We start from the raw sequence: 19,409 nt of genomic DNA on the forward strand, positions 1-19,409 counted from the left end.
ATCGTTTAATAATAGGAACAACACAGCGCTAAGCTATGCGCCACGAAGGCCAGCAGGCTATTCCTGAACGAGGAGTACACAGATGCCAGCAAGCGTCACTGATGACAATTCAGGCTCGGGTGGGGGGCGTCTGGTTCTCATAATGACGGCGCTGTGCATGATGGTAGTTGGGTTCAATTCGACCGCCGTTGCGACGATCCTGCCCAACCTGAAAACCGAATTTGATCTGTCACCATCCAGCCTGCAATGGGTGATGGCAATCTATACGGTGGTGAGCGCCACACTTGTTACCATCGTTAGCCGGCTGGGTGATATTACCGGCAAGGTCGGCGTATTCTTTGCCGGGATGATTGTGTTTGCCCTTGGCTCTGCCCTGGTGCTGCTTTCGCAGGATGCTGCCATGTTGTTGATAGGCCGAGGGGCTCAGGGCGCAGGAGCTGCGGCGTTGTTTGGCACCTCTCTGTCATTGTTGACGGCGGCGACGCCAGAAGATCAGCGGGCCAGCGTAACCGGCGCCTGGGGTGCGATCGTTGGGTTGGCGATCGGTGTGGGTCCGATCTTGGGCGGCGCGTTCGCGCATTACCTCAGTTGGCGGGGCGTGTTTGCCACCGATCTCGCGCTGCTGCTGGTTGCATTTCTGGTCGGGTTACGGGTGAGCAAGGAACATTATGTACCTGACACGCGCCTTGCTGGTGCGAAGTTTGATATGGCTGGTGCCGTTGCTTTGGTCCTTCTGCTCGGTCCGCTGTCCTTCGCTCTTAGCAATGGCGAAAGCCAGGGCTGGACCTCCAGTTCGACACTTATCCCGCTCTGCGTTTCAGCGATTGCGGTGATTGCGTTGATTATCACCTCGCGCCGAAGCGCAGACCCTCTGATCGAGCTACGTTATTTCCGTCATCCCCGCTATTTCATGGCAGCGGCGGGGATGTTCATCACCGGCTTCGCGCTGTTTAGCTTCTTTGTCTATTTCAACGTGTTTGTGCAGTCGCCTGATGCATTTGGCTTATCGGCCGTCGGCGCAGGTGTGGCGATCCTGCCGTTGAGCCTCAGCATGTTCGTTGTGTCCGTGATCGCGCCGCGCTTTCTGGCACCCTATAGCTTCCAATGGCCCGTGATACTTGGCATGGGTTTCATGGCCTGTGGTTTTCTGCTGTTGACCACGACGACGAACACGACCGGCATGGGCGGGATCTGGTGGAAGCTGCTGATCATCGGCACCGGGCTTGGCATCGGGTTTTCATTGCTGCCTCGTCTCGGGTTGCGCTTGTTGCCAGAAGAGCACATGGGGCAGGGCTCGGGTGTGGTGAACGCGTTCCTCTATTTTGGTGCGACCCTTGGTGCCGTGGTCGGTGGGCTGGCCGAGGCGATCACCACCCGTCGGGGTCTGTCCGAAGTGATCGCCGCATTACCCGCTGGATCAGAGCAACGGGCCGATCTGGCTCATGCGTTGACCCATGGTACAGCCAGTCAGGTACAGCAGCTTATCGCTGGGCTTGATCCGGATACTGGCGCAACACTGGCACGTGCTCTGCGTGATCTTCAGGATGATGCTTTTGACAGTGTGATGCTGATCGCTGCCGGTGTCGCACTGGTTGGGATGCTGCTGGCATTGTTGCTGCTCAGAGGGCCCGTTCCGCCTGTGCATAGCGCGGTAAACCTGACCCGATAGCGCACGGTTTCAAGTGCGATTCTGGGTTTGGGGCTTACTTCATGCTCTGAGTTGAGCATCGCGAAAACACAACTGGTACGTCCGGAAGCACAACTTTTGTGAATAGCGGCTACCGGAACTGAGGTTATGATGTGGATGTACTGGTATTGGAAAAGTTAATGAGTCTATTTGGTATCACGAAACGGTTTCTGTATGTCCTCTTATCACTGTGTACCTTGCCCGTATGCACTTTGGCACAAGATTCCTCGGCTTCGGGCAAATGGCCAATAGATAGGGTGCTGTCCTATGCACCGACACCTGATCTGAGTTGGCTCAATCATAAACCTGCCGGGTTTCACGGAAAAATTCTAGCGCAAGACGGTGCATTGGTGTTTGAGGATGGGACGCCAGTCCGTTTTTGGGGCGTTAATCTACAGGCATATGCGTTATTTCATACCAACCTGAATTCAGTCGAACTGCATGCCCAAAGGATGGCGCGGTTGGGGATTAACCTTGTCAGAATTCACCACCACGATTCTCATTGGGTGGGTCCTAACGTCTTCGGGTCAGATCCCTCTGATACGCTTAACCTCGACCCAGCGTCGATGCAAAAGCTTGACGCTTGGATTGCAGCGCTCAAGCGGCAAGGAATTTACGTATGGCTTGATCTCCATGTAGGTCGAAGGTTTACGCAGCAGGACGGAATTTCCGGGTTCGATGAGATTGCTGGGGATGACGATATTGCCGATGTCAGAGGCTTTAACTACATCTCGCCCAGTATTGAGGCGCGAATGATCGAATTCCAGAACGCCTATTTGCGCCACGAAAATTCTTTGACGGGTCTTACGTATGCCGAGGACCCGGCAGTTGTCGCCGTGATGTTGACGAACGAAAACGACCTTACGCATCACTTCGGCAATGCTCTCCTCCCGAATAAGAATGTACCTATGCATAGTGAACTATTCATGGCTATGGCAGATGAATTTGCGCGCGGCAACGGGCTTGATCCCGATGAAACCTGGCGGACATGGGAGCACGGCGACTCGAAGATTTTTCTGAACGATCTTGAACGCCGTTTCAACGAACAACTGATCCCCGTTGTTCGCGACACCGGATTTGAAGGTCTGATCTCGACAACGAGCCTTTGGGGCGGGATGACAATCGCGGGTCTGCCATCGCTGACCGTTGGGTCCATAATCGACGCGCATAGTTATGGAGCAGTTGGTGAAATCGGTTTTGACCCGCGCCAACAGAGTGGTTTTTTGGAATGGATCGCGATCGCGCAGGTCGAAGGTATGCCGCTTAGCGTTTCAGAGTGGAACATTGGGGAGTTTCCCGCAGAAGATAGGTTCATCACGCCGCTCCGTGTTGCGACGAGCGCAGCGCATCAAGGCTGGGATGCCATGATGATCTATGGCTACTCACAGCAATCTCTGAACCGATCAACGTCGCCAAACAATTGGAGTATGGCCGAAGATCCCGGGATGATATGGATGATGCCCGCCGCAGCCCTTCTGTTCCGGGAAGGCCATGTCAAGCAAGCCGAGAATACGTACGCGATTTGCTTGGATGAGGACACGTTCTTTGGCCGTCCTGTGTCTCCGGAAACATCAGTTGCCATACGGACAGTGTTTGAACAAAGCAGGTTGGTAACATGTATGCCCGAGACTCGTGCATTGCCGTGGCTCGCGGCGACCAAATTGAACCGCGACGAATACGGCCCGCTTGATCTCGACAGATCATATCTGGCAGAGGATGCCACCGTTGTTGCCGCAGATACGGGCGAGTTTCAGCGCGACTTTGGCAATGCCCGGTTCACGGTGGACACGGTAAAGAGTCAGATTGTGGCAGGCCTTTTCCATGACGAGGTAATTACGACCAGAAATGTTGTATTCGACATCACGACACCCATGGCGGCGGTGGCAGTTCAAAGTCTGGATGGCAATGACATTGCACAATCGCGTCAGATTTTGATCTCGATTTCAGGGCGAAGTGTTCCTGTCGAACCTCAATCAGCTGCCTTCCGGGTCGAACCGGTTACGGGCATTTTGCAGATTACCGCCTCCGCTGACCTCAAACTGAGGTCCGTTGATCCGGGTCGGGCTCTTCCTCCAAAGGCGCATCAATATGAAAATGGCAGGCACATAGTTGACCTGACAGAGCTTAATGGTGCGCGCTGGCTTTATCTTGATCTGTTGCAATAAAAAAGACCGCCCCAAGGGACGGTCTTTTGAATTCGAGCGGTTTGGGATTAGAAGCCCAGACCTTCGTATTTCTTCTTGAACTTCGACACGCGGCCGCCAGCGTCCAACAGGCGCGACGAGCCACCAGTCCATGCCGGGTGCACGGAGGGGTCGATTTCCAAGGCCAGCTGGTCGCCTTCGGCACCCCAGGTGGATTTCATCTGAACCACGGTGCCATCGGTCATTTTGACGTCGATGACGTGATAATCGGGATGGATGTCTTTTTTCATCTTTCCGCTCCTTACGCTTCGGCGCCAGCCTTGGGCTTGTAGTTGGTGACCTCTGCGATACGCGCGGATTTACCACGGCGCGAGCGCAGGTAGTACAGTTTGGCGCGACGGACGCGGCCACGGCGGACAACGGTGATGCTGTCGATGTTGGTCGAATGCAGCGGGAACACACGTTCCACACCTTCGCCAAACGAGATTTTGCGAACGGTGAACGAACCGGCGATGCCGTTGCCACCTTTACGTGCGATGCAGACGCCTTCGTAGTTCTGCACACGGGTACGTGACCCTTCGGTCACTTTAAAGCCGACACGGATGGTGTCACCGGCTTTGAAATCGGGGATGTCTTTCCCCAGGGCGGCAATCTGTTCCGCCTCAAGCTGTGCGATTAGGTCCATCGCAGTTACTCCTATCTGCTCGTGGTTGGTCCACGAAGTTTGGGCACGGGCTGAGAGCTCTTGGTCTTCACCGGGTCCTGCGTACAGCCCGCCAGAGGTCAGATCGAATGTTCCTTTTGGTCCGGTCCGCCCTGTCGCGCCGGGGCCGAAGAAAGCCGGGCGTCACGTCAGGATGCAAACCAAAACACCGGAGTCGCGTAACGCGGCACCGGATTGCGCTGCTTTAAGGGCTTTGTGTGCAGGGATCAAGCCTAAACTGACACGATTCGCTGCGGACGCCGGTGTGTTTTCGCCATCGGTCAAATACATCGTTGCCTTGGCGGCCAGATCAGGCATTCTGGGTTCAATTATCAGAGCAGAAATTTGATACAGGACCAAAAGATGCGCAAAGCACTCCTGCTGGCCGTCATAGCGCTTGCACTCGTCTCATGTGGCCGCCGCGGCCCCCAGCCTCAGGCGGTTGAACCACAGGCCTTTGCGGACACGACCCCGCCTTCGATCATCTATCCCGCGTTTGGTGACGCCGACCCGCATGAATGGGAGGGCCGCCATCCCGGCCATTACCCGGTGCACGGGCTTGATGTATCGCGCTGGCAGGGACCGATTGACTGGCGTACCGCCCAGAAATCCGGTGTCAGTTTCGCATTCATCAAAGCCACCGAGGGCGGAGATTTCACCGACCCGATGTTTGACGAACACCGGCGCGGTGCGCAGGGTGCCGGGGTGCCCTGGGGCGCTTACCACTATTACTATTTCTGCCGCCCGGCTCATGAGCAGGCCCGTTGGTTCATCCAGAACGTGCCCAAAGGGGCCGATCTGCCGCATGTGCTGGACATGGAATGGACGCCGCATTCCAAAACCTGCACCCTGCGCCCAGATGGGCGAACCGTCCGGGCCGAGGCAAAAAAATTCCTGGATATTCTGGAACGCCATTATGGGCGCCGCCCGATTGTCTATACAACGGTCGACTTTTACCGCGACACCGACATTGGCCGGCTGCCCAAGACCGAGTTCTGGCTGCGTTCGGTCGCCGGACATCCTCGCAATGTTTATCCAAGCGCGATCTGGCGTTTCTGGCAATATACCGGCACAGGACTGGTGCCGGGGGTTCAGGGCAAGGTCGACATCAACACCTTTAATGGTACGCCTGAGACTTGGGCGCTCTGGAAAGCGACCCGCTAGCCTTAGTCGTTGTCCTTGGATTTCTGATATGCGTCCCAAAGATCGGGCCGTCGTTCGCGGGTGATCTCTTCCGACATCTCATGACGCCAGTCCGCGATGCGACCGTGGTGGCCCGACATCAGAATGTCCGGGATCGGACGGCCTTTCCAGTCTGCGGGGCGGGTGTATTGCGGATGCTCCAGCAGGCCGGAGGAGAAGCTTTCCTCCTTAGCCGAAGCCTGATTACCCAAAACGCCAGGGATCAGCCTCACCGTAGCGTCGATCAGGGCTTGCGCCGCGATCTCACCTCCGGTCATGACGAAATCGCCCAAGGAAACTTCTTGCACGCCGTAATGCTCAAGCACCCGCTCATCGACGCCCTCGAACCGACCACAAAGCAAGGTCATGCCATCGCAGCGCGCCAGACTCTGCATCATCTGCTGGTCCATCCGTCGCCCGCGTGGGCTTAGGTAGATCAGTGGCCAGTTGCCCCGGATGCCCGCCATCGTGTGCTCGATGGCCTCGCCCAGCACATCGGCACGCAGGACCATGCCCGCACCGCCACCTGCAGGGGTGTCATCCACATTGCGATGCTTGCCAACCCCGAACTGGCGCAGATCGACGGTTTCCAATTGCCACAGCCCTTCCTGCAGAGCCTTGCCGGTCAGGCTTTCGCCCAGCACTCCGGGAAAGGCCGAAGGGAAAAGGGTGATGATCTTGGCCTTCCACACCCCATGCAGATCGGGCGTCGGCGTCATCAACTCGCGCGGCTTCAGCGTCGGGCGGATGGCTTTACGGCCATGGGACTTTCCGGGTTTCTCTGTCATTTTGAGCCGATCAGGTCATTTTGGACGCGTTGAACCAGAGCAGCCTTTTGTTCGATCAACGCAGCGTCGTCCAGATCGGATCTGTTTATCTCCAACATTTGCTGCAAGATATCTTCAGGTAGACGTGGGTTCGAACGCGTCGGGCCAACCAGTTCGCCAGCCTTGTCCGGGGGCAGGTCAAGGAATTCGGCAAATGTATTTCCGGGTCCATAGCGCAGGCCCTGCAGGTCTTCCAGCCATTCGGTTCGGACGGATACCGAGGGCAGGCGATCCCGCACCGCCTCTGCCGCGATCTGGGGTGAGGGCACGGGTACAAGCCGCGCGCGGAAGGTTTCAAAATCCTGAATCAGGCGCGAGCGTTGCAGATCATGCGCCCACAGGCTGCGTAGCCAACTGCCGCGTTGTCGCAGCGAGTAGTAGAGGTTGATATGCACCTCTTCCCCCGCAAACCGATCCCGGATCAGGCCAACCAGACAAGAGGCAAGCTCGGGCGCGGCTTCATATCCCACCGCGACATTGCGGCTGGGGCGCAGGCCAGAGAAATTCTCTTCGCTCAGAACCAGTCCGCGCTTCTGGCCGAATTCCAGTGAATTCAGGAAGTGCCGCATCTGATCCTTGAAATCGCTCATCGCGCCGGGGGTGCCGTAGACGGAATAGCGTGTGGCTGCTTCGGACAGGCCGGTTTTGCGGGTCCGATAGGGCAGGACCAACGCATGGTGCGGCCAGATCAGTGACCGGTTTTCGAACAGAAAGGACTGTGCCGCCGTTGTCCCGGTCTTGTGCAGACCCAGATGCAGCAACACGCGGCGCATTACAGCAGGCCCTCAGGCGGATCGGCGATGATGCGGCCCTTGTCGAGATCAACGGTCGGAACGGATTCGAGTGTAAACGGCAGCAGCACGGTGGCCTTTAAGCCCGGCCCGTGTAGTTCCAACAGATCCGCCGCGCCGTGATTTTGAACCGATTTCACCCGGCCCAGCAGGGTGCCGCCGGTATCATAAACCTCAAGCCCGATCAGATCGGTGTGGTAAAACTCATCATCCGGTAGCGAGGGCAATTGATCGCGCCGCGCATAAAGGCGCAGGCCATTCAGCGCATCCGCTTCTTCCTTGGTCTCAACCCCACCCAACCGGGCGGCAAAACCGTTCTTGATCGCGCGGGTCAGGACCACGGGATAGCGGTCTTTGCCGGTCTCGTCGGTCAGCGGCGAATAGCCCTCGATATCTTCGGGGACGGCGCAGAAGCTTTTCAGCCGCACCTCGCCGCGCACACCGTACGAGCCCGCAATGCTGCCCACGCAGATCAGATCACTCATTTTGACCATCCGTCACACATAGCCCGTCCCGCCATTGCCCGATCACCTCGCACGCCTCGCGCTGGTTCGAGCGTTCGAAGAATACGCCCACAATAAAGGCGATCGCCAGCAGGATGGGAAGCCGTAACAATCCGAACATGTCTAGCGTACCCCGATGGGCAAAGTGTCATTGCGGTCTTCCCAGCCGACCTGCTCCAATTCAGGCGTATCCGAAAAACTTTCGGGCAGGCCTACACAAAAATAACCGATCAACCGCCAGTCCTCAGACACATCCAGATCGCGCGCCATCTGGTCGGGATCGAGAATTGACACCCAACCCAGCCCCAACCCCTCTGCCCGCAAGGCAAGCCAGAACAGGGTGACGGCTGAGACCACAGAATAGCGCCGCATCTCGGGCATAGTGCCCGCGCCCAGACCTTGGCCTTTGTCGGTGGCATCGTCGCAAAACACGGCCAGCTGCACCGGGGCTTCTCTCATCCCGGACAGTTTCAACTGGCTATAAAGCAGCGCCTTTTCGCCGGAATACCCGGCCAGCGCCTGTTCGTTTGCGGTTTGGAAATTCTTCAGCGCCGCGTCACGCGCCGCCTGAGTTTCGACGCGGATCACGCGCCAGGGTTCGCTCAGCCCCACCGAAGGGGCCAGTCGAAACGCGTCGAGGCAGCGCGCAAGCACTGCCTCGTCAATCGCGTCAGTGCGGAACCGGCGCACATCGCGCCGGAGCCGCATCAACAGATCGAACTGCGTGCGAAAATCGTCGGTAAAAGCCTGATCCCGCACGCGCCCGCCTGCTTATTCTTCTGCCGCAGCTTCTTCAGCCGGTGCAGCAGCAGCTTCAGCCGCCTCAGCAGCTTTGGCCGCTTTTTCTTCTGCGCGTTCCTGAGCTTTCTTGCCCGGAGTACCCTTGTTGGGGTTGTTGCGCTCGGCCTTGTCGCGTGCGCCAGCAGCTTCCAGCATGCGTGCGATCCGGTCGGTGGGCTGTGCGCCCTGATCCAGCCAGTACTGGATGCGCTCCATGTTCATTTTCACGCGCTCTTCGCTGTCTTTCGGCAGCAGCGGGTTATAGGTGCCCAGTTTTTCGATGAAACGGCCATCGCGCGGCATACGGCTGTCAGCCGCAACAATGCGATAGAAGGGACGTTTTTTCGAGCCGCCGCGGGCGAGACGAATTTTCATTGCCATGGTGGTATCTCCTTTGAATGGCGTATCCGGCGTAGGTGCCGGTTAGTTCTGATGTTTCTTGTGGTGTCGGATGACTTCCTGAATGATGAAATTCAGGAAAGCCTTGGCAAAATCGGGGTCCAGATCGGCCTCTTTCGCCAGGTCTTCTAACCGTGCGATCTGCGCAGCCTCGCGCGAAGGATCGGACGGGGGAAGGTCGTGTGCGGCCTTGAGCTTGCCCACAGCCTGCGTGTGCTTGAACCGCTCACCAAGCGTATAGACAAGGATCGCATCCAGCCGGTCGATGCTTTCGCGATGGTCTTTCAACAGTGCAGCAGCCTGTGTCACGGGGTTGTTCATTGGCCGGTCCTCTCGGTGGTCAAATCAATCTGCGGATGGCGCCAGATCTGAGCGTGCTTGCCCAGTAGCTCGGCTCTTTCAATCTCCAGCGTTGCGCCGAGGCGTTCGGCCAAAGCGCGTGAGCGGTCATTGGCATGGGCGATGTAGGAAATCACGCCGTTCAGGCCCTGATACCGGGCGGCATAGTCGCGTGCAGCTGCTGCGGCCTCAAAGCCCAGACCTTTGCCTTCTGCCTCTGCCATCAGCGTCCAGCCCAGCTCGGGTTCAGCCCAGCCGGGGACGTAGATCATGCCGGCCCAGCCGACAAATGCGCGGCTGGCCTTTTCGGTCAGATGCCATAGGCCATAACCACGCAGCGCCCAATGACCCAACCGGTTCGACAGAGAGCTCCAGCTTTCCAGCGCGTCCTTGGGACCACCAACCATATGACTGCGCTCGGTCGCGAAGAATTCGGTCATCGCGGGCAGATCGTCCAGGTGCGGCGCGCGCAGGATCAGTCGTTCGGTCGCGACGGTGGGGATGGTAAATGTGGTCATGCGTATGCCTCCACGCCGCCATTCACCAGATCACCTGGCGAAGGGTGCCGCCAGATTTCCGAAGTACCATATTTAGGGTGCTCATAATGATATTCGAACTGAGCACCCATCCGCTTGGCCACGGCCTTGCTGGCGGAATTGTCCAGATCGATCAGAGAGATCGAGGTCGCCCACCCCAGAACATCATAGGCATAGGATCGGGCAGTCAAAGCGGCCTCGGTCGCATATCCTTTGCCGGTGGCATGGTTCATCAGGGTCCAGCCGACCTCGGGCTCGGGCCAGCCTTCGGGGAACCACAAGCCGATCCGTCCAACATAGGCGCCGGTGTCTTTCTCATCGACGCTCCAATAGCCATAGCCGCGCACGGCCCAATGGCCCAAAAGCGAGGCGAACACCCGCCACACTTCATCCCGGCGCAAAGGTCCGCCGACGAACCGCGCGGCGTCGGTGGCAAAGAACGCCGTATCCGCGTCCAGGTCAGCCTCGGACGGTGCGCGCATGATCAGGCGCTCGGTTTCGAGCGTCGGGATCGGCAGAGCGAACTTCATGCCTGCACCTCACCGTACCGCCAGACATGCTGTGTTGGACCAATTGCTCTTTCGGCAACAGTGTCGCGAGTCGCACCCAGACGCTGCGCCAATGCGTTCGAACGTGTGTTGGACTGCGAAACATAGCTTACGAACCGGCCGGTCCCCAGCAGATCGAAGCCAAAATCGCGAACAGCGCTGCACGCTTCAGTCGCGTAACCTTGCATGCGGAACTTGCTTCCGAACATATAGCCAAGCTCGGGCTCGTGGTCGTCCCATTCGAGGCCCAGAATGACGAAGCCAATGACCTGATCGTCGTCCTTTAGCGAGGCCGTGAACAGGCCATGCCCATGCAAAAGCCAGCCCGATGTGTAGTAGGAAAACTCAGTCCAGGCGTCCTGTTCGGTATCGCCAAAGCTGTCCTTGCAGATCGACGTCCATACCGGCAGGTCGTCCAGAGTAGGCGCGCGCAGAACCAGCCGCCGGGTCTGAATGACCGGCAGGGCTGCGCGATACTGCGCTGCTGCCATCGCCGCCTTTCCGGACGGGGGCTGGGTGCAGCGTGCTGACGTCACTTTTTCTTACCAAAACCACTTAGCCCCGGGGGCAGACCCATACCGCCACCCAGTCCGGGCAGACCGCCGGGCATTTTGCCGCCCATTGCTTTGGCGGCCTGTTCCAGCGCCTTGGGGTCCATACCTGCAGCCATTTCCTCGGGCGAGGGGCCACCTTTGCCGAACATGCCTTTCATGGCCTGTTTCAGCATCTTGCCTTTGCCCATCTTACCCATTTTCTTCATCATGTCCGACATCTGCCGGTGCATCTTGAGCAGCTTGTTGAGGTCGCTGACCTCCATCCCCGAACCCGCAGCGATCCGTTTCTTGCGGCTGGCCTGCAGCAGTTGAGGGTTGGCGCGCTCGCGTTTGGTCATCGACTGGATCAGTGCGATCTGCTGACGTAGGATCTTGTCGTCCAGACCGGCCTGATCCATCTGCTTGGCCATCTTGTTCATGCCCGGCATCATGCCCATCATGCCCTGCATGCCGCCCATCTGGATCATCTGCTCCAGCTGCATTTTCAGGTCGTTCATATTGAACTGACCTTTGACCATGCGCTTCATCATGCGCTCGGTCTGTTCCATCTCCATCGTTTCCTGGGCTTTTTCGACCAGAGCAACGATGTCGCCCATGCCCAGAATACGACCGGCGATCCGGTCCGGCTCGAAGGTTTCGAGCGCGTCCATCTTCTCGCCCAGACCGACAAAACGGATCGGCTTGCCGGTGACCGCGCGCATAGACAGCGCCGCACCGCCGCGCCCGTCGCCGTCCATCCGGGTCAAGACCACGCCTGAGATGCCGACCTTGGCGTCGAACTCCTCGGCTACCTCAACGGCGACCTGACCGGTCAGACCGTCAACCACCAGCAGGGTCTCGCGCGGGTCGACCGCGTTGCGAACCTGCTCGACCTCGTCCATCAGGACTTCGTCGATATGCAAACGGCCCGCGGTGTCGAGCATGTAGACGTCATAGCCACCCAGCGTCGCCTGCTGCTTGGCACGTTTGGCGATATCAACCGGCGATTGGCCCGGCACAATCGGCAGCGTGTCTACACCAACCTGCGCCCCAAGCACTGCCAGCTGGTCCATCGCCGCCGGGCGATAGACATCGAGCGAGGCCATCAGGACCTTCTTGCCTTCTTTCTCTTTCAGGCGCTTGGCGAGCTTGCCGGTCGTGGTCGTCTTACCCGAACCCTGCAGGCCGACCATCAGTATCGGGGCAGGCGGGTTGTCGATCTTCAGCGCGCCGGGGTCTTCTTCGCCACGCAGAGTGTCGACCAGAGCGTCGTGCACGATCTTGACGACCTGCTGGCCGGGGGTGATCGACTTGGTGACTGCCTGACCGGTCGCTTGCTCCTGTACCTTCTTGACAAATTCGCGGGCCACCGGCAGCGAAACGTCAGCCTCAAGCAGGGCAACGCGGACTTCGCGCAGGGCGGTTTTGACGTCTTCTTCGGACAGAGCGCCTTGTTTTGTCAGCCGGTCAAAGACGCCAGAGAGGCGTTCGGATAGATTTTCAAACATGCCTTCGGCCTCCTTAGCCGGTTATCTGGTGGCGTGCCCTAGATAGGACGCGTCGGTTAAATGCACAAACGCCCCCACGGGCGAAACTCGCTGGTGGGGGGCGATCCCTGAACGACTCAAGGGACCGGAAGATCAAACGCTTCCGGATGTTGGCGGCGATTTAGGCCGATTGGCTGGCAGAGTCAACCTTGTGTGCCGGAAGCCAGTCATTGACCGCATCCACCAACCGATGCGCACCGCGCCCGCTGGAATAGGCCTCAACAATGGGATGGCGTCCGGCGCTCATGCCTTCATCCAGTATCAGGACAGGGCGATAAAGGGTCGATGTGCCATTGTCGCTACGTGAGGTCGTGCTTTCGGTTTCCGCGTGCGAAAGGTTTGAAAGAACGTGTTCCACTTGTTCGTACCCAAAGACCGACTGCCTGCGAATAGTGATGCTGTTCTTATCGCGGTCCAGAATGACCTGCACGCGCCGGACAAAGGCGCAAAATGCACCAAAGCCCATGCCTCCACCGAATAGTGCGAAGAAAATGCCGAAGAAGATACCCTCGCCGCCTTCACTGGCCATGAAGACGCCCGCGCCGACAAAGGCCAGAATGAAGAGAACCAGCGTGATGCCGATGAACCATGGGGTATTGGACAGGATCAACTGGTTCGGAGTGTTGCGAGTGACTTTCATGGCGGCACGCTAGCACCGAATACCGTGCCTGTCGTGGCTTGAATTTACCTGTCGGTTGAGCGATGAGCGCGTCATACGAGGAGGTTTCCATGGACGCATCATCCGCATTTCAGGATACATTACCGCTCAGCTCGGATGCGCTTTTGGCGCAGCTGGATGAATGGGGGCTGTCCTATCGGTTGCACACTCATATCCCGCTGCGCACTGTTGAAGATGCCAAAGGGGTCGAAGGCCAGTTCATGGTGCCGGGCGAAAACACGCTGCGGCTTAAGAACCTGTATCTGCGCGACAAGAAAAAGCGGAACTATCTGGTGACGCTGGAACAAAGCCGCGAGATCGACCTTAAGGCGCTGGGCGCGGAGTTGGGGATTGGTAACCTGTCCTTCGGCTCGGCGGATCGGTTGTTTCAGAATCTGGGCATTCGCCCCGGCGCGGTCAGCCCGCTGGCGATGATAAACGGGGTTGAGAACAACGTTAAATTCTTCATGGACGAAGCCGCACAACAGGCCGATGTCATCAACATGCACCCTTTGGTCAACGACCGAACCGTTGTTTTGGTGCGTGAAGACCTGATGGCGTTCTTTGATAAGATCGGGTGCGAGGTGACCTGGCTGCCGTGATCACCCTTCAAGCGCTTCGTTCAATGCGGCAGCGACATGGGCGGCAGAGGGGTTGATGAACAGGTGACCATCCGCCTCGAACACCGGATCGTCCAGATGATCGGGGAAGGCCAGGGGCAACTCGGTACAGGCCAGCAAGATCGCCGTTCCGGGTGCGGCGTGTTTGTTGCAGAAGGCCAGCAGGCGCGCATGTGCGGTGTCGGATGCGCCGCCGTAGAAATCACTGTCGATCATCGCCTGCATCTCGGCGATCTCGGGCTCGGGCAGGCGTGTGTTTGCCGTGATACCCTCGGCGGCCAACCGGTCGGCATAGTTTGTGGCCTGCATGGTGACTGCGGTTCCAAGGACCAAAGCATTGGTGGCGCCGGTCGAGGTGGTCGCGTCGGCGGTTGCGTCAAAAATGCTGAGAATAGGCATGGAGACGCCTTCGCGGATCGCGTGAAGCCGCGCGTGTGGCGTATTGGAGGCGATGATGCCGAAATCGCAGCCTGCGTGTTCCAAAGTCAGCAGCGCTTCGCGGAACACTGCGTCGAAAGCGGCCCAGCTGTCTTCGTCACCGGCCACGCCGCGCAAGGCGCGGGTTTTGGCTTGGGTGACGGATTCGATGGTCATGGGTGGGATGGGCAGCGGCGATCCGTGGCCGCGTTCAGCAAAATACCGACCCGCGCCTTCAGCGATCGCCCGGTAGTAGTCGACAGTTGAGGCCCAGCCAACACCGCCCAATATTCCAATCTTCTTCATGTGAAACGCCCAGTCTGCCGATTTGCCTTGGCGCAGACTGGACGGTTCAAGGGGGTCAGGTCAATCAGGCCGCCAGTTCAGTGACAGCTTTCTGCGCATTGGACAGGGTTGTTTCGGGGTCCAGTGCCATGCGATCAGCGGCGATGACCTCCACATCATGGATGCCGATGAAGCCCAGAACATGGCGCGCATAGGTGGTGGCAAAGTCAATCTCGGACCCGACAGCGGTACCACCCGAGGCTACGGCGAGGATGGCGCGTTTGCCATCCAGCAGGCCTTTCGGACCTTCCTCGGAATAGGCGAATGTCAGACCCGCGCGGGCGACCAGATCAATCCAGGCTTTGAAGGCTGCCGGGACCGAGAAGTTGTAGATCGGCAGGCCGATGACGATGGTATCCGCCTTTTGCAGTTCCGACACCAGCTCGTCCGACAAGGACAGAACGTCCTGCTGGACAACGTCGCGCTGATCGGCGGGGGTGAAATTGGCAGCGATCCAGTCTTCGGTGATAAGGGGCAGGGGAGAGGCGAGATCGCGGCGGATAATACGCCCGGCGTTCAGGTGGCGAACCACGCGTTCGGACAGATCGCGGGTGGCTGAACCGGTGCGGCGGGCTGAGGCGTCGATGTGCAGGATGGTTTGGGTCATTTCGGAGGTCCTAAACTGTGGAATTAGCTTTTGCCGCCCCAATATGGCTGTTGCGAATGTGAACAAAACTCGGATATATCAACAAGCATTGTTAGAATTTGCACAGTGGAACAGATGCAATGGACAATTGGGATGAAGTAAGAACCGCCTATCAGGTGGCGCGCATGGGAACGGTCAGCGGCGCGGCGGATGTATTGGGCGTACACCACGCCACCGTGATCCGCCATATCGACGCGATCGAGGCACGGCTGGGCGTCAAATTGTTTCAGCGTCATGCGCGCGGCTATACCCCGACCGAAGCAGGTAAGGATCTGTTGCGTGTAGCGCAGGCGACCGAAGATCAGTTCAACCAGTTGGTTGGCCGCATGAAGGGGCGCGGAGATGATGTCTCGGGCGAACTGGTGGTGACCTCGCTGGCCTCGCTTGCGCCTTTGATCGTGCCGACCTTGAGCGAATTTCAGCAAACCCATCCGGGTCTGATTGTGCGCTATCTGACCGGCGACCGCCTGTTTCGACTGGAATATGGCGAAGCGCATGTGGCTATTCGCGCAGGGGCCGCGCCGGATCAGCCGGACAATGTGGTGCAGCCTTTCATTGCGCAAGAAGTCGGGCTGTTCGCGAGCAAAGGCTATATCGCACGCCACGGTAAACCTTCGAGCGTCGAGGATTTCGCCAATCACCACTTCGTCGGCAATGATGACGAAAACAGCCGCGCGCCGTTTTCCCGCTGGCTGCGTGCCAATGCACCGGAACCGGCAATCACCTTCCGCTGCACCAACAATTTCTGCATGCGCGAGGCGGTTCTGGCCGGGGCTGGCATCGGCTTTATGGCCCGTTGGGAGGCCGCGCGCGATCCCGATCTGGTTGAGGTTATGGAGCCTCTACCCGAGTGGTCCGGCAAGCTGTGGCTGGTGACCCATGTGGATCTGCACCGGACGACCAAGGTGCAGGCGTTTCTGTCATTCCTGAAAGATCAATCCAAAGGCTGGCTGCCGTGACACCACAAGCACACGGCCATCTGGCCATGCTGACATTCTCGGCCTTAGTGGCGGGCAGCTTCTCGCTTGGCTCAATGGTGGCAAACGAGATCGCACCGTCGGCGATCACTGCAGCGCGCTTTGCCATTGCGGCAGTGGTGATCGGCATCGCCGCCCTTGCCACAACAGGCATATCGCGCAGCGCTGCCCAAGCGCCCTGGCGCTATCTGGTACTGGGCGGGTTGTTTGGGTCGTATTTCGTCTTGATGTTCTACGGCCTCAAAACCGCGCCACCCGTCAGTGCGGCTGCGGTATTTACCTTGACGCCGGTCATTTCGGCTCTGGCTGGCTGGGTGCTGCTGCGTCAGATCACTACCGCGCGCATGGCGCTGGCCCTGACCGTTGGCGCGGTCGGCGCGCTTTGGGTAATCTTCCGGGCTGATTGGCAGGCCTTTCAAACCTTCGAAATCGGAGGCGGAGAGATCATCTATTTCTGGGGATGCGCTGCCCACGCCGTCTATACCCCGATGGTGCGTCGCCTGAACCGGGGAGAGCCTGCGGTAGTGTTTACCTTCGGAACACTGGTGGCCGGGTGCCTTATCCTGACGCTGTGGGGCTGGTCCGATATCCGCGCGACCGATTGGGCGAACCTACCCAGGATTGTCTGGGTAACGCTGCTCTACATTTCGCTATTCGCGACGGCGGCCAGCTTTGTACTTGTTCAGTTTGCGGCGCTGTGTCTGCCTGCAGCCAAGGTCATGGCTTATACGTATCTGATTCCCAGCTGGGTCATCTTGTGGGAGATCGGGCTCGGGCGTCCTGCACCAACGGCCTTGGTATTGGTTGGGGCGGCTTTGACAGCCATTGCGTTGCTGATGCTGCTGAAAGGAGAAGACACTTCTTCCAAACCTGTTCTGACACTGGATTGAATCTTGCCTTCTGAATCGGGTCTGGCAAGTTGGCCGGTACTAAGAGCTATTTGAGTGCGGAGTTTCGCTATGAAATCAACCCTCCTTGTTCCTGTGCTGTTTGCCTTGTCCGCTTGTGCAACCGGAGGAGTGAACGACGCCGCGCAGGCTGACCTGCAGGCAAGCTGCGAGGCTCTGGTAGGTGCTGAAACCGGGACCGGGCCAAGTGGTGTCAAAGCAATCTCGACGCAATCCGGACCGACTGGCTCGGTCACCAGTGTTTTCGTGGCAGGGGCAGAGGCGCCATGGCTTTGCCGGGCCGATGCGACCGGCGTCGTGACCGGGGTCGAATACAGCCGAGAAGGTTAGGCTAACAGCTCCCAGCGCCTTTGAGGTAGGTCAAAGTGGTTATATGCGAATTTCTCTATGCTTTTTTGCGAGGAGGAAAATGCAATGTTCAAACATATTATGGTCCCAGTCGACCTGCACCTGCCACCCGAGGTCAAGAAGGCGACTGAAGTTGCTGCACAATTGGCCAATTGGCAAGGTGCCAAAGTGACCGTCGTAAGTGTCACGGGCACCCAGCTCGGGGATGTTAATCTGTCGAAAGACGCAATTGAGCAAAAGCTGAAGGACTGCGCTGGCGAGATTGCAGAACAAAGCGGCGCTCCGGTTGCCACACGCAACATACACTCGGTCGATGTCGCTGCCGAAGTCGATGGCGATCTGACCCGCGCGGCAGAAGATATTGGTGCTGATCTGATTGTGGTCGGGACTCACGCCCCAAGGATCACAGACTATATCTTTTCCAGTCATGCCGGTTATCTGGCCAAACACGCCAGCATGTCAGTTTTTGTGGTGCGTTGAAACTCAGGCCTCGTCCGAGGGCAGTTCGACCTCGAGGAACCGCTCGAACGCATCCAGATTGACCGGTTCGAACTGTCCGAAACCCTGCATCCAGACCGACGCCGCACGCAGGGCGTCAGGCTCTAGCTTGCACCACTTAACCCGCCCTCGTTTTTCCTGAGAAATCAGCCCGGCCTTGGTCAGGATCACCAAGTGTTTCGAGATCGCAGCCAATGACATGTCGAACGGCTCAGCCACGTCGGTCACGGCCATATCGTCCTCCAGCAACATCGCAAGGATGGTGCGGCGGGTGGGGTCGCCGAGGGCCGCAAAAACAGTGTCGAGGTCATTGGACATGGCTCATTCCTAAAGCGCAAGAACCGGTTTGACAATTTTCGCTGCAACGACAAGGTGCCAGCAAACAAAAAAGGTTTGGGTATGGCACTGAAATACTGGTTGGTGATTTGCATACTTGGCATCGGCTGGGGCATGTCATTCATGTTCAATGCCATTCTGCTGCGCGAGCTTGGGCCACTGTCGGTATCGATGGGGCGTGTGGGTTTTGGTGCGTTGGGGTGCTGGGTCTATGTGTTGGGCGCCCGTTTGCAAGTCAATCTGACCTTCGGTCGCGCAGCCGGGTTGCTGGGATTTGGCGTGCTCAGCTATGCTGCTCCGTTTGCCTTTTATGCCTTGGGTCAGCAGCATATAGGTGCTGGCGTCGCAGGGATCGTGAATGCCACGACGCCCGCCTTTGCGGTTGTTGTATCACATTTCTGGCCCAGAGGAGAGCGGGCGACGCTATTGAAATCCCTGGGCGTGGTCTGTGGTTTTGCGGGTATCGTAGTATTGTCGTTGCCGGTGCTAAACTCAGGCGCAAAATCCGAGTTCTGGGCAATTCTTCTCACCTTGTGCGCCCCTGTCTGCTATGCCTTTTCGGTCAACATCGCGCGCGCCTTCCGGGAAATGCCGCCGGTTGTTCTGGTCGCGCTGGCCCTGACGGGCGCGACACTGGCAATAGCTCCGCTAGCCTTGTGGCGCGAAGGCGTGCCCCATATCACCCGGATCGAAACCTGGGCTTCGCTGGCCATGATCGGCTTTGTACTAACCTCCGCAGCCTTTATCGCATTCTACTGGCTTCTTCCCAAAGTGGGACCAACGAATATATCGACGGTCACCCTGATCGCTCCGGTCTCTGCGCTGGTGCTGGGAACATGGGTGCTGAATGAGACGCTTCGGCCCGAGCACCTGTTGGGCATGGGGGCAATTCTTGTCGGGCTTTTGCTTATCGACGGGCGGATCGTCAGGCGCAGGCAGCGGGATGCAGTTGGAAAAGATCAACCGAAAGGTTGAATATGCAGAATTCGCCCAATTCGCCCGTTTGGCCTATTCTAACGAATGGGATGATTTGGGTGAAGTTAGATTAATATTATATAAATCAATTGGTTACCGATGTTCTGGGCGGGCGGTTAACAGCGTTGACTCTGCGCCCTCAGACCCTTAGCACCCTACCCA

At 58.2% G+C, this 19,409-nt stretch carries 27 protein-coding genes; 9 read left to right on the top strand and 18 right to left on the bottom strand.

Annotated features, from left to right (window positions below; genetic code table 11):
* Window positions 1-82: 82 nt before the first annotated feature.
* Together AC2FI7_RS06095 and AC2FI7_RS06100 are read left to right on the top strand one after the other, a co-directional pair.
* Window positions 83-1,669: an MFS transporter gene (locus tag AC2FI7_RS06095; RefSeq protein WP_010437575.1), complete on the top strand. Its 1,587-nt coding sequence runs from the start codon at window positions 83-85 to the stop codon at window positions 1,667-1,669.
* Between the two features lie 275 nt (window positions 1,670-1,944).
* A complete protein-coding gene (locus AC2FI7_RS06100) occupies window positions 1,945-3,852 on the top strand; it encodes a cellulase family glycosylhydrolase (RefSeq protein WP_037320585.1) in 1,908 nt (635 codons plus the stop codon).
* Window positions 3,853-3,899: 47 nt separating this feature from the next.
* On the opposite strand, the gene rpmE is transcribed toward AC2FI7_RS06100, so the two are convergent.
* From rpmE to AC2FI7_RS06115, 3 genes are all read right to left on the bottom strand, one after another.
* The gene (rpmE, locus tag AC2FI7_RS06105; RefSeq protein WP_010437577.1) at window positions 3,900-4,121 is read right to left on the bottom strand and encodes a 50S ribosomal protein L31; all 222 of its coding nucleotides are present in this window, start codon (window positions 4,119-4,121) and stop codon (window positions 3,900-3,902) included.
* A gap of 11 nt (window positions 4,122-4,132) precedes the next feature.
* Entirely contained in the window at window positions 4,133-4,516 is a 384-nt protein-coding gene (gene rplS / locus AC2FI7_RS06110; protein ID WP_010437578.1) for a 50S ribosomal protein L19, read from the bottom strand.
* Window positions 4,517-4,678: 162 nt separating this feature from the next.
* Window positions 4,679-4,852, bottom strand: a complete 174-nt coding sequence (locus AC2FI7_RS06115; protein ID WP_010437579.1) for a hypothetical protein — start codon at window positions 4,850-4,852, stop codon at window positions 4,679-4,681.
* Between the two features lie 45 nt (window positions 4,853-4,897).
* On the opposite strand from AC2FI7_RS06115, the gene AC2FI7_RS06120 reads away from it, so the two are divergent.
* On the top strand, window positions 4,898-5,698 hold the full coding sequence (locus AC2FI7_RS06120; RefSeq protein WP_010437581.1) for a glycoside hydrolase family 25 protein: 801 nt from the start codon (window positions 4,898-4,900) through the stop codon (window positions 5,696-5,698).
* A 2-nt stretch (window positions 5,699-5,700) separates the two neighbouring features.
* On the opposite strand, the gene trmD is transcribed toward AC2FI7_RS06120, so the two are convergent.
* From trmD to AC2FI7_RS06180, 12 genes are all read right to left on the bottom strand, one after another.
* Window positions 5,701-6,504 carry a tRNA (guanosine(37)-N1)-methyltransferase TrmD gene (trmD, locus tag AC2FI7_RS06125; RefSeq protein WP_496816027.1) on the bottom strand — a complete coding sequence of 268 codons (804 nt, stop codon included), beginning with the start codon at window positions 6,502-6,504 and terminating at the stop codon, window positions 5,701-5,703.
* Window positions 6,501-7,316 carry a hypothetical protein gene (locus tag AC2FI7_RS06130; RefSeq protein ID WP_010437585.1) on the bottom strand — a complete coding sequence of 272 codons (816 nt, stop codon included), beginning with the start codon at window positions 7,314-7,316 and terminating at the stop codon, window positions 6,501-6,503. The genes trmD and AC2FI7_RS06130 overlap by 4 nt, the downstream gene beginning before the upstream one ends.
* Entirely contained in the window at window positions 7,316-7,819 is a 504-nt protein-coding gene (gene rimM / locus AC2FI7_RS06135) for a ribosome maturation factor RimM (RefSeq protein WP_010437587.1), read from the bottom strand. Before rimM ends, AC2FI7_RS06130 begins: the two co-directional genes overlap by 1 nt.
* Window positions 7,812-7,958, bottom strand: coding sequence for a hypothetical protein (locus tag AC2FI7_RS06140; protein ID WP_010437588.1), 147 nt, complete (start codon window positions 7,956-7,958; stop codon window positions 7,812-7,814). The genes rimM and AC2FI7_RS06140 overlap by 8 nt, the downstream gene beginning before the upstream one ends.
* Window positions 7,959-7,960: 2 nt before the next feature.
* Window positions 7,961-8,596: a 5,6-dimethylbenzimidazole synthase gene (gene bluB / locus AC2FI7_RS06145; RefSeq protein ID WP_496816031.1), complete on the bottom strand. Its 636-nt coding sequence runs from the start codon at window positions 8,594-8,596 to the stop codon at window positions 7,961-7,963.
* A gap of 12 nt (window positions 8,597-8,608) precedes the next feature.
* Window positions 8,609-8,998 carry a 30S ribosomal protein S16 gene (gene rpsP, locus AC2FI7_RS06150; protein ID WP_010437590.1) on the bottom strand — a complete coding sequence of 130 codons (390 nt, stop codon included), beginning with the start codon at window positions 8,996-8,998 and terminating at the stop codon, window positions 8,609-8,611.
* Window positions 8,999-9,040: 42 nt separating this feature from the next.
* Window positions 9,041-9,337, bottom strand: a complete 297-nt coding sequence (locus AC2FI7_RS06155; RefSeq protein WP_170392662.1) for a chorismate mutase — start codon at window positions 9,335-9,337, stop codon at window positions 9,041-9,043.
* A complete protein-coding gene (locus tag AC2FI7_RS06160) occupies window positions 9,334-9,873 on the bottom strand; it encodes a GNAT family N-acetyltransferase (protein ID WP_496816034.1) in 540 nt (179 codons plus the stop codon). Before AC2FI7_RS06160 ends, AC2FI7_RS06155 begins: the two co-directional genes overlap by 4 nt.
* On the bottom strand, window positions 9,870-10,421 hold the full coding sequence (locus tag AC2FI7_RS06165) for a GNAT family N-acetyltransferase (RefSeq protein WP_496816036.1): 552 nt from the start codon (window positions 10,419-10,421) through the stop codon (window positions 9,870-9,872). The genes AC2FI7_RS06160 and AC2FI7_RS06165 overlap by 4 nt, the downstream gene beginning before the upstream one ends.
* Complete coding sequence (locus AC2FI7_RS06170; RefSeq protein ID WP_496816038.1) at window positions 10,418-10,930, bottom strand: GNAT family N-acetyltransferase; 513 nt, start codon at window positions 10,928-10,930, stop codon at window positions 10,418-10,420. The genes AC2FI7_RS06165 and AC2FI7_RS06170 overlap by 4 nt, the downstream gene beginning before the upstream one ends.
* Before the next feature lie 41 nt (window positions 10,931-10,971).
* Window positions 10,972-12,480 (bottom strand): signal recognition particle protein, encoded by a 1,509-nt coding sequence (gene ffh / locus AC2FI7_RS06175; RefSeq protein ID WP_496816040.1) that lies wholly within the window; start codon window positions 12,478-12,480, stop codon window positions 10,972-10,974.
* Between the two features lie 160 nt (window positions 12,481-12,640).
* Window positions 12,641-13,159: a hypothetical protein gene (locus AC2FI7_RS06180; protein ID WP_010437597.1), complete on the bottom strand. Its 519-nt coding sequence runs from the start codon at window positions 13,157-13,159 to the stop codon at window positions 12,641-12,643.
* A gap of 89 nt (window positions 13,160-13,248) precedes the next feature.
* Here AC2FI7_RS06180 and AC2FI7_RS06185 point away from each other — a divergent pair, with 89 nt between their 5' ends.
* Window positions 13,249-13,779 carry a prolyl-tRNA synthetase associated domain-containing protein gene (locus tag AC2FI7_RS06185; RefSeq protein ID WP_010437600.1) on the top strand — a complete coding sequence of 177 codons (531 nt, stop codon included), beginning with the start codon at window positions 13,249-13,251 and terminating at the stop codon, window positions 13,777-13,779.
* Here the strand turns inward: AC2FI7_RS06185 and AC2FI7_RS06190 are convergent, their stop codons facing one another.
* Both AC2FI7_RS06190 and AC2FI7_RS06195 read right to left on the bottom strand, forming a co-directional pair.
* Window positions 13,780-14,520: an aspartate/glutamate racemase family protein gene (locus AC2FI7_RS06190; RefSeq protein ID WP_010437602.1), complete on the bottom strand. Its 741-nt coding sequence runs from the start codon at window positions 14,518-14,520 to the stop codon at window positions 13,780-13,782.
* Between the two features lie 64 nt (window positions 14,521-14,584).
* A complete protein-coding gene (locus AC2FI7_RS06195; protein ID WP_010437604.1) occupies window positions 14,585-15,166 on the bottom strand; it encodes an FMN-dependent NADH-azoreductase in 582 nt (193 codons plus the stop codon).
* A gap of 119 nt (window positions 15,167-15,285) precedes the next feature.
* On the opposite strand from AC2FI7_RS06195, the gene AC2FI7_RS06200 reads away from it, so the two are divergent.
* The 4 genes from AC2FI7_RS06200 to AC2FI7_RS06215 all read left to right on the top strand — a co-directional run bounded on the left by AC2FI7_RS06200 (window position 15,286) and on the right by AC2FI7_RS06215 (window position 17,918).
* Window positions 15,286-16,164, top strand: coding sequence for a LysR family transcriptional regulator (locus AC2FI7_RS06200; RefSeq protein ID WP_480875362.1), 879 nt, complete (start codon window positions 15,286-15,288; stop codon window positions 16,162-16,164).
* The gene (locus AC2FI7_RS06205; RefSeq protein WP_010437606.1) at window positions 16,161-17,072 is read left to right on the top strand and encodes a DMT family transporter; all 912 of its coding nucleotides are present in this window, start codon (window positions 16,161-16,163) and stop codon (window positions 17,070-17,072) included. Before AC2FI7_RS06200 ends, AC2FI7_RS06205 begins: the two co-directional genes overlap by 4 nt.
* Window positions 17,073-17,141: 69 nt before the next feature.
* Window positions 17,142-17,420, top strand: coding sequence for a hypothetical protein (locus AC2FI7_RS06210; protein WP_010437608.1), 279 nt, complete (start codon window positions 17,142-17,144; stop codon window positions 17,418-17,420).
* An 84-nt stretch (window positions 17,421-17,504) separates the two neighbouring features.
* The gene (locus tag AC2FI7_RS06215; protein WP_029621604.1) at window positions 17,505-17,918 is read left to right on the top strand and encodes a universal stress protein; all 414 of its coding nucleotides are present in this window, start codon (window positions 17,505-17,507) and stop codon (window positions 17,916-17,918) included.
* A gap of 3 nt (window positions 17,919-17,921) precedes the next feature.
* On the opposite strand, the gene AC2FI7_RS06220 is transcribed toward AC2FI7_RS06215, so the two are convergent.
* Entirely contained in the window at window positions 17,922-18,254 is a 333-nt protein-coding gene (locus AC2FI7_RS06220) for an ArsR/SmtB family transcription factor (protein ID WP_010437612.1), read from the bottom strand.
* A gap of 81 nt (window positions 18,255-18,335) precedes the next feature.
* On the opposite strand from AC2FI7_RS06220, the gene AC2FI7_RS06225 reads away from it, so the two are divergent.
* Window positions 18,336-19,247: a DMT family transporter gene (locus AC2FI7_RS06225; protein ID WP_029621605.1), complete on the top strand. Its 912-nt coding sequence runs from the start codon at window positions 18,336-18,338 to the stop codon at window positions 19,245-19,247.
* Window positions 19,248-19,409: the final 162 nt, after the last annotated feature.

The organism is Ruegeria sp. YTSA064 (genome assembly GCF_059610325.1).